Below are 8,286 nucleotides of genomic sequence, written 5' to 3'. Positions count from 1 at the left end.
CCGAGGGCGAGGGCGAGTCCGGCGGAGCCGGCCAGGACGACACGGGGGTCGATGTCCAGTGTGGCGGCGAGCAGTGCGTCGAGGTCGGCGTCCGTCTCCGCGTCGGCGACGACGGGGAGTCCGGTGGCGAGCGCTTCGCGCAGGGCGGTGCGCAGGTGGTGGTCCGAATCCCGTACGGCCTGGAGTCCCAGGAGCGCGACGGGGACGCGAAGTGCCTCGGCGACCGAGCGCGGTGGCGCGGTGGCCTCGGCGCGCCAGGCGTCGCCGGTGTGCAGGGGGACGCCGTCGGTGTGCGGGACACCGTCGCGGACGGTGCGGCGCTCGGCGGGCAGGGCGGGGGCGAGGAGCACGCCCCGGCCGGTGGCCGCCAGTGCGGCGATCTCGGAGGCGAGGTTTCCGCGCAGCAGGGAGTCGACCTTCTTGCAGACGACGGTGTCGGGAGCGAGCCCGGTCAGGACGGTGGTGATCCGGGCGGCGGCGTCGGCGGCGGAGAGCTGGCGCGAGTCGAGGTCGAAGACGGTGGTGGTTCCGGCGGGCGCGGGGGTGGCCGTGCGCGGATCGAGCAGCACTCTCGTGCGTGTTGTGCGCGAGAGCAGTGCGGCAGCGGTCTCGGCCGCACCCGACAGATCGTCGGCGACTGCGAGTACCCGCTGACCGGGTCCGAGCGGCACGAGCCCTCCTCAGATTGGTACTTCTGCTGGTGGTGACGGAAGTGACAGAGGCGGTGTCCGCACTCTGCGGCAACGCGTCCCGCCGGGCGGGGTGTTCTCGATACTGACACACGTTGCGCGATTTGCGCGAGAGGTCTTGCGCATCTCGCGCACACCGTGGCACGGTGACCGGCACGAAACACCTGGCACCCGCCGCCGGTGCATACCAACCGGGGTTTAAGCGCGAAGCGACCCCCGTCAATGTCAAGAGGTCAACGATGACCCGTTTCGATACCGGTCCTCCCATGAGCCGACGCACTCTGCTGCGTGTCGGCGCCGGAGCCGGTGCAGGCCTCACCCTCGGTCTCGGGTCGGCGTGCGCCGGGCCGACCGGGGCTCCCGGGCCGGGCACGATCAGCCTGGGCTTCAACCGCTCCCTGGTCAGCCTGGACAACAAGCTCAACCAGTTCGACGCGGCCGTCACCGTGCAGCGCGCCGTCCGCCAGTCGCTCACGCGGGTCGGCGAGGGACTCAAGCTCCAGCTCGTTCTCGCCGACCGTTTCGAACTCACCGCGCCCACCCGCTGGACGGTCCGGCTGCGTTCGGGCGTGCGCTACTCCGACGGCAGCCCGGTCACGGTCGCCGACGTCGCCACCGCCCTGAAGATGTACGGCCAGGTGAACGGCTCCTTCATCACCGGGTTCTTCCCCGAGCTGCCGACCGTCGAGCCGGTGGACTCCCGTACCTTCCATCTGCGCACCGGACGGCCCCTGCCGGTACTCGACTACCTCATGGCCAACATCCTCATCACCCCCGCCAAGGCCAACCGCCCCGAGGAACTCTCCGGCGGCCTCGGTTCCGGGCCGTACACAGTGACGTCGGCCAACGGCGGCACCGGTGAGTACTCCCTGGCCCGCAACACCGCGTACTGGGGCCCCCGTCCCCGTATCGACAACGTGCGGGTGCGGTTCGTGCCCGAGGAGTCGAGCCGGGTGATGGCGATGCGCGCCGGGGAGCTGGACGTCGTCGACTCCCTCACCCCCGACTCCGCCGACCAGCTCGACGGACTGCCCGGTGTGGGTATCCAGCGGGTCGCCGGCACCCGGATCAACCAGCTCTTCTTCAACTTCCGTAAGAAGGAGGGCCAGCCCCTGGCCGACCCCCGGGTCCGGCAGGCACTGAGCCTGGCGGTGGACGGGCAGGCGCTGATACGTGACGTCCTGACCGGCTCCGCCGAGGCGGCGCGCGGCGTGGTACCGCTCACGCTGGAAGGCGCGGTCCGCACCGGCAGTTACGTCTACGACCCCGGCAAGTCACGGAAGATGCTGGAGTCGCTGGGAGTCCGGGGTCTCAAGGTGAAGATCATCTGGGAGACCGGCGAGTTCGCCGCCGACACCTCGGTGATGGAGGCCCTCCTGGAGATGCTGCGCGACGTCGGCGTCGCCGCCACCCTCCAGCAGTTCGAACCCGGCGGGGACATCCTCCAGTGGCGCCAGGGACGTCGCGGCGACTGGGACATCCTGGGCAACGGCTTCGGCAGCCCCTCCGGCCAGGCCATCAGCACCCTCCAGGGCATGTTCGGCGGCACCGCGGCGAAGGAGAAGACCCGCGACACCTACCAGGGCTTCGTCGTCCCCCGGATCGCCGACGCGCTCACCAATGCCTCCGCCGAGATCGACACCGCCCGCCGCCTGGCCCAACTGGCCGCCACGCAACGGGAGATCTGGGCCCTGTGGCCCGCTCTGTGGGCCTTCGTGCCCGACGTGGTCACCGCCCGGCGCGACCGCGTCCAGGACCTGGGACTGCAGTCCGTCAACTCCTACGACCTCGCCACCGTGCGCCTGGAGGGCTGAGCGATGCTCCGCTATCTGGCCCGGCGTCTCGGACAGAGCCTGCTGACCGTCTTCATGACCGTCACCACCGTGTTCGTCCTGGTCCGCCTCGCCCCCGGCGACCCGGCCTCCGCCTACGCCGGCCCCACCGCCACCACCGAAGACCTCGCGCGCATCCGCGAACAGTTCGGCCTCGACAAGCCGCTGCTCACGCAGTACGGCGTCTTCCTCCGCGACCTGGTCACCGGCAACCTCGGCACCAGCTACTCCTTCCGGACCCCCGCCCTGGACGTGGTCCTGGAACGGCTCCCCGCCACCATCACCCTCGCCACCTCCGCGATCCTGCTCACCACCGTCGTCGCCGTTCCCCTCGGCGTGTGGATGGCCCGCCGCGCCGACACCGCCCGCGAACTCGGCGCCAACATCGTCACCATCGCCGGGCAGTCCATGCCGGACTTCTGGAGCGGCGTCATGCTGCTCACCGTCTTCTCGGTGCTCATCCCCGCGCTGCCCGCCTCCGGCTTCACCACCTGGGGCGGCCTGATCCTGCCCACCGTCACCGTAGCCATCCTCCAGATGGCGCTGATCTCCCGCCTGGTCCGCCGGGAGATGATGACCGCCCTCGACTCCCCCTACGTCACCGTCGCCCGTTCGCGCGGGGTCTCGGAACGCGCCCTGACGTGGCGGTACGCCATGGGCAACTCCTCCATCCCGGTGCTGACCGCCCTCGGCACCCGGTTCGCCGGGATGCTCAACGGTGTGGTGGTCGTCGAAGTCGTCTTCGGCTGGCCCGGCGTGGGCTCCCTGGTGGTCCGCGCCCTGGAGACCCGCGACTACCCGCTGATCCAGGCCACCGTCCTGGTCACCGCCGCCCTCGCCGTCCTCGTACAACTCCTCATCGACCTCGCCTACCCGCTGCTCGACCCGCGGGTACGACTCGGAAAGGCGGCCTGAGCCATGAGTACCGCTCTGAAGCCCCCTCCCGGCCCGGCCGCGGCCCCCGAGCGCCCCAGCGCCGTCACCGCCACCGCGCTGGCCCGATCCGCCGCCGCCCGCCGCCGGCGCGGCTCCCGGCTGAAGCTGTGGGCCGGTTCGGTCTGCACCCTGCTGGTGGTGCTGCCCATCGCGCTGGCCTCCGTCCTGCCCCTGCCCGGCCCCGACCACCAGGACCTGGGCCGACGCCGGCTGGCCCCACTGACCGACGGCCACCTCTTCGGCACCGATCAGCTCGGCCGCGACCTGCTGTCCCGCGTGCTGCACGGCGGGCAGGTCTCCCTGACCATCGGTGTTCTCGCCGTCCTGGTCTCCGGAGTGATCGGACTGACCGCCGGAGCCGCCGCCGGGTACTTCGGCGGCTGGGTGGACGCGGTCGTCTCCCGTCTGCTGGAAGCCCAGCTCTCCCTGCCGCTCCTGATGATGCTGCTCCTGGTGGTGGCCCTCTTCGAACCCTCCATACCGGTGATCACCGCCGTCATCGCCATCGCCCAGTGGCCCGAGGTGGCGCGGCTGACCCGGTCCCTGGTGCTGGTGGAGCGCGAGAAACCGTACGTCGCCTCGGCGCGGGTGCTGGGTCTGCGCAGGGTCGGCATCCTGCTGCGCCACATCGTGCCCAACGTCATCGGGCAGGCCAGCCTGGTCGTCCTGCTGCTCCTCGCCCAGGCCGTACTCCTGGAGAGCGCACTGAGCTATCTGGGCGCGGGTCCGCAGCGTCCCTTCGCCACCTGGGGACGGATCATCTCCGACGGCCAGGACTACATCACCACCTCCTGGTGGCTGGTCACCCTGCCCGGCCTGGTCATCGTCCTGCTCGTCGTCGGGGTCAACCTGATCGGCGACGGCCTTCGCGACCGTACCCGCACCCGCCGTCCAACAGCAGAGGTCACCTCATGAACGCCCCCGTCACCGCTGAGGCCGGTACCGCCGCCGACCGCCCACTGCTGGACGTCGAGAACCTCCAGATCGAACTGCTCACGGCGCACGGCGTCGTACGCGCGGTCGACGGTGTCAGCTTCCGGATCGCCGCGGGCGAGACCGTCTCCATCATCGGCGAGTCCGGATCCGGGAAGTCCACCACCGCCATGGGCATCCTGCGGCTGCTGCCCGAAGGGCTCGCGGTGCTCTCCGGCTCGGCCCGGTTCTCCGGGGTGGACGTCGTCGCCGACCCCGGCGCCGCCGCGAAGGTCAGGGGCCGCCGGGTCTCACTGATCCCGCAGGACCCGATGACCGCGCTCAGCCCCGTGCACGGCGTCGGCCGTCAGCTCGGCGAGGCCATCGCCCTGCGCCACCCCTCCCTGAGCCGCGGCCAGGCCCGTGACCAGGGCCTGGAGCTCCTGGCCCGCGTCCGGATCAGCGACCCGGCCACCGTCTGGAAGGCGTACCCCCACCAGCTCTCGGGCGGCATGCTGCAACGTGTCCTCATCGCCATCGCGCTGGCCGCCGAGCCCGTCCTGCTCATCGCCGACGAACCGACCTCCGCCCTCGACGTGACCGTGCAGGCCGGGATCCTGGACCTGCTGATGGAGCTTCAGGAACGCACCGCCATCGGCATCCTGATGATCACCCACGATCTGGGGGTGGCCCGGCTGGTCTCGGACCGGATCCATGTGATGCGCGACGGCCGGTTCGTCGAATCCGGGCCCGTCGAGCAGGTGGTCGACGCGCCGCGCGAGCAGTACACCAGGGACCTGCTCGCCACCGTTCCCGTTCTCGGCCCCTGGGACGAGACCCCGGGCAGCGGTTCCGCCGCCGCGGCGGCCGTCTCCACCGTTCCCGCCGGTTCCGCGGGTCCCCCCGTTCCCGCCTTTCCCGCCGACGAGGAGGCCGTCCGATGAACACCACATCGGCGAACACACCGTCCATGAGCACACCATCGGCGCACAGCCGCACGACGGGCGGCCCCGCGGCGGACACCCCCTTCCTCAGCGTCGAGAACCTCGTCGTCGAGTACGCCGTCCGGGGCGGCACGTTCCGGGCCGTCGACGACATCTCCTTCACCGTCGAACGCGGCGCCTCCCTGGCCGTGGTCGGCGAGTCCGGCTGCGGCAAGTCCACCCTGGCCCACTCCCTGGTCCGGCTGGTCCGCCCCACCTCCGGCCGCATCCTGCTGGAGGGCACCGACCTGGGCGCGCTTTCGGAGCGGCGGCTGCGCCCGCACCGGCGCCGGGTGCAGATGATCTTCCAGGACCCGTACGGATCCCTCGACCCGCACCTGAGCGCCGAGGACATCGTCGCCGAACCGCTGCGGCTGGCCGGTGAGCGGTCCCGTACCGCCCGGTCCAGGCGCGCCGCCGAACTCATCGACCGGGTGGGACTGCCCAGCTCCGCCCTGCACCGCAGGCCGGCCGAGTTCTCCGGCGGACAGCGCCAGCGCATCGGCATCGCCCGCGCGCTGGCCAGTGACCCCGAACTGCTCGTCTGCGACGAGGCCACCTCCGCGCTGGACGTCTCCGTACAGGCTCAGGTCCTGGCGCTGCTCCGGGACCTCCAAGCGACCACCGGGCTCACCTTCATCGTGATCTCCCACAACCTGGGCGTGGTCCGCGAGATCAGCGAGGAGCTCATCGTGATGCGCTCCGGGCACATCGTGGAGCGCGGCGCCACCGGCGCCGTCCTGGCCTCGCCCGTCGAGCCCTACACCCGGGCGCTGCGGCGCGCCGCCCTGGACCCGGCCGCCATGCGGGGCCGTAAACCGCGCCACATCGTCTCCGCCCGCGCGGGCGGAGCCACCTCCGACGACACCGGTACGGACACCCGTACCGGCCCCGGCACAGCCACCCGTACAGGCAACGACACCGACACCGGGCCCCGGGCTTCCGCCGACGCGGCGGCCGTCGCGGGGGCCGTGGAATGAGCGAGATGACCAGCACCCCGCGTACGGACAGCCTCCGGCCCGAAGTCCCGTCGGCGGAAGTCCCGTCGGCGGACACCGGCCGGGCGGGCACCGTCCTGCCCGGTGTGCCCGTACCGCTGTCCCGGCTCGTACTCGGCACCATGACCTTCGGCGACACCGTCGGCCCCGCCGACGCCCTGACCATGCTCGACGCGGCACTCGACGCCGGAATCACCGGCGTCGACACCGCCAACGCGTACGCCGGCGGAGTCACCGAGACCATCCTCGCCGACGCCCTCACCCCCGCGCGGCGGGCCCGGATGGTGCTCGCCACCAAGGCGGGCATGCCGCACCCGGACACCGGGGACCACTCACCGCTCTCCCCCACCGGCATGCGCCGCGCCCTGGAGGGCAGCCTGCGGCGGCTGCGCACCGACCATGTGGATCTGTTCTACCTGCACCAGCCGGACCGCACCGTGCCCTTGGCCGACACCCTGGCCACCGTCGGCGAGTTCGCCGCCGAGGGCAAGATCGGCGCCCTGGGCGTCTCCAACTTCGCGGCCTGGCAGATCTCGGAGGTCGTCCACACCGCCGAACGGATCGGCGCCCCGGGGCCCGTGATCGCCCAACAGCTCTACAACCTGCTGGCCCGCCGCGTCGAGGAGGAGTACCTCGAATACGCCCGTACCAGCGGCCTGTTCACCATGGTCTACAACCCGCTGGGAGGCGGTCTGCTCACCGGCCGCCACCGCTTCGGCGACACCCCGGCCGACGGCCGCTTCGGCGACTCCGCACTCGCCGCCATGTACCGGCAGCGCTACTGGGACCCCCGGCTCTTCGACGCCGTCGAGCGGTTGGCCGTGATCGCGGACGGGGCCGGGATCCCGCTCACCGACCTCTCGCTGCGCTGGCTGCTGGGCCGCGACGACGTACACGCCCTGCTGCTCGGCGGCTCCCGCCTCGACCACCTGCGGGCGAACATCGCCGCCGCCGGGGCCGGGCCGCTGCCCGCCGACGTGACCGCCGCCTGCGACGAGGTCGGCGCCGCACTGCGCGGCCCGATGCCCGCCTACAACCGCTGACTCCCGCCCCCCACCAAGGAGAACCCTGATGAACGCTGCCCGGTTCGCCACCGCCCTGCGCTCCCGCGAACGGCTGATCGGCTACTGGTCGATCCTGGACGCACCGGTCGCCACCGAACGGATCGCCCGCCTCGGTTACGACTACGTGTGCCTGGACGGCCAGCACGGCCTGATCGGCTACAGCGGCCTGCTGCACAGCCTCACCGCCATCGACGCGGGCGGCGCCTCCGTCGGCCTGGTCCGGGTCGAGGCCAACGACCCGGTGCCGATCGGCCGGGCGCTCGACGCGGGGGCCGCCGGGGTGATCGTCCCGCTCATCGACACCCCGGAGCAGGCGGCGGACGCCGTCTCCTCCTGCCGGTACGCGCCGGCCGGGCGGCGGTCGTACGGGCCCATGCGGTCGGCGCTGCGCATCGGCCCCGCGCCCGCCGACGCCCACGAGGCGACCGTGGTCCTGGCCATGATCGAGACGGCCGCGGGGCTGGCGGCCGTCAAGGAGATCTGTGCCGTGCCCGGCCTCGACGGCGTCTACATCGGCCCCTCCGACCTGCGGATCGCCCTGGGCGGGGCGACCTCCACCGACCCTGCCGTGGACCGGGAGTTCGAGGCCGCGCTCAGGGCGGTCCGGGAGGCCGCCGACGAGGCCGGCATCGCGGTCGGCATCCACACCCCGGACGGGGCCACCGCGGCCCGCCGGCTCGCGGAGGGCTTCACGTACGCCTCGGTGTCCAGCGATCTGACCCACTTGGAGCAGGCGGCACGCGACCATCTCGGCGCCGCGCGCGGCTCCTCCGCCACCTGACGCCGGACCGCGGGCGAGGGCCCGGCCGTCCGCCGGGCCGCCCCGCCCGCACCCCGAACCGCCGTCGCGCCCGCACCCACCAGGACAAGGA

The 8,286-nt window shown here is 72.4% G+C and carries 8 protein-coding genes; 7 read left to right on the top strand and 1 reads right to left on the bottom strand.

The annotated features are described in order from the left end of the window. Positions 1-671, bottom strand: a 671-nt coding sequence (locus tag P3L51_RS33515) for a four-carbon acid sugar kinase family protein (protein WP_354609123.1), incomplete at its 3' end; no start/stop codon positions are given. A gap of 284 nt (positions 672-955) precedes the next feature. Here P3L51_RS33515 and P3L51_RS33510 point away from each other — a divergent pair. The 7 genes from P3L51_RS33510 to P3L51_RS33480 are packed head-to-tail and all read left to right on the top strand — an operon-like array spanning position 956 to position 8,195. Next, positions 956-2,503: an ABC transporter substrate-binding protein gene (locus tag P3L51_RS33510; RefSeq protein WP_354609122.1), complete on the top strand. Its 1,548-nt coding sequence runs from the start codon at positions 956-958 to the stop codon at positions 2,501-2,503. Between the two features lie 3 nt (positions 2,504-2,506). Further along, positions 2,507-3,436, top strand: coding sequence for an ABC transporter permease (locus tag P3L51_RS33505; RefSeq protein ID WP_354609121.1), 930 nt, complete (start codon positions 2,507-2,509; stop codon positions 3,434-3,436). A 3-nt stretch (positions 3,437-3,439) separates the two neighbouring features. Beyond that, the gene (locus tag P3L51_RS33500; RefSeq protein WP_354609120.1) at positions 3,440-4,372 is read left to right on the top strand and encodes an ABC transporter permease; all 933 of its coding nucleotides are present in this window, start codon (positions 3,440-3,442) and stop codon (positions 4,370-4,372) included. Further along, entirely contained in the window at positions 4,369-5,313 is a 945-nt protein-coding gene (locus P3L51_RS33495; protein WP_354609119.1) for an ABC transporter ATP-binding protein, read from the top strand. The genes P3L51_RS33500 and P3L51_RS33495 overlap by 4 nt, the downstream gene beginning before the upstream one ends. After that, complete coding sequence (locus P3L51_RS33490) at positions 5,310-6,332, top strand: ATP-binding cassette domain-containing protein (RefSeq protein WP_354609118.1); 1,023 nt, start codon at positions 5,310-5,312, stop codon at positions 6,330-6,332. Before P3L51_RS33495 ends, P3L51_RS33490 begins: the two co-directional genes overlap by 4 nt. A gap of 5 nt (positions 6,333-6,337) precedes the next feature. Continuing rightward, positions 6,338-7,393 carry an aldo/keto reductase gene (locus P3L51_RS33485; protein WP_354609117.1) on the top strand — a complete coding sequence of 352 codons (1,056 nt, stop codon included), beginning with the start codon at positions 6,338-6,340 and terminating at the stop codon, positions 7,391-7,393. 28 nt (positions 7,394-7,421) lie between these two features. Next, positions 7,422-8,195, top strand: a complete 774-nt coding sequence (locus P3L51_RS33480; RefSeq protein WP_354609116.1) for an HpcH/HpaI aldolase family protein — start codon at positions 7,422-7,424, stop codon at positions 8,193-8,195. The last annotated feature ends 91 nt before the right edge of the window (positions 8,196-8,286 follow it).

Origin of the sequence: Streptomyces panacea, assembly GCF_040560175.1 — a bacterium.
GTDB lineage: Bacteria > Actinomycetota > Actinomycetes > Streptomycetales > Streptomycetaceae > Streptomyces > Streptomyces panacea.
This window is presented reverse-complemented; position numbering and strand designations above follow the sequence as displayed.

What these genes read in the sequence shown, in the direction of transcription:
- P3L51_RS33510 (WP_354609122.1), top strand. Translation starts at nt 956, where the DNA reads ATGAGCCGACGCACTCTGCTGCGTGTCGGCGCCGGAGCCGGTGCAGGC.
- P3L51_RS33485 (WP_354609117.1), top strand. Translation starts at nt 6,338, where the DNA reads ATGACCAGCACCCCGCGTACGGACAGCCTCCGGCCCGAAGTCCCGTCG.
- P3L51_RS33490 (WP_354609118.1), top strand. Translation starts at nt 5,310, where the DNA reads ATGAACACCACATCGGCGAACACACCGTCCATGAGCACACCATCGGCG.
- P3L51_RS33505 (WP_354609121.1), top strand. Translation starts at nt 2,507, where the DNA reads ATGCTCCGCTATCTGGCCCGGCGTCTCGGACAGAGCCTGCTGACCGTC.
- P3L51_RS33480 (WP_354609116.1), top strand. Translation starts at nt 7,422, where the DNA reads ATGAACGCTGCCCGGTTCGCCACCGCCCTGCGCTCCCGCGAACGGCTG.
- P3L51_RS33500 (WP_354609120.1), top strand. Translation starts at nt 3,440, where the DNA reads ATGAGTACCGCTCTGAAGCCCCCTCCCGGCCCGGCCGCGGCCCCCGAG.
- P3L51_RS33495 (WP_354609119.1), top strand. Translation starts at nt 4,369, where the DNA reads ATGAACGCCCCCGTCACCGCTGAGGCCGGTACCGCCGCCGACCGCCCA.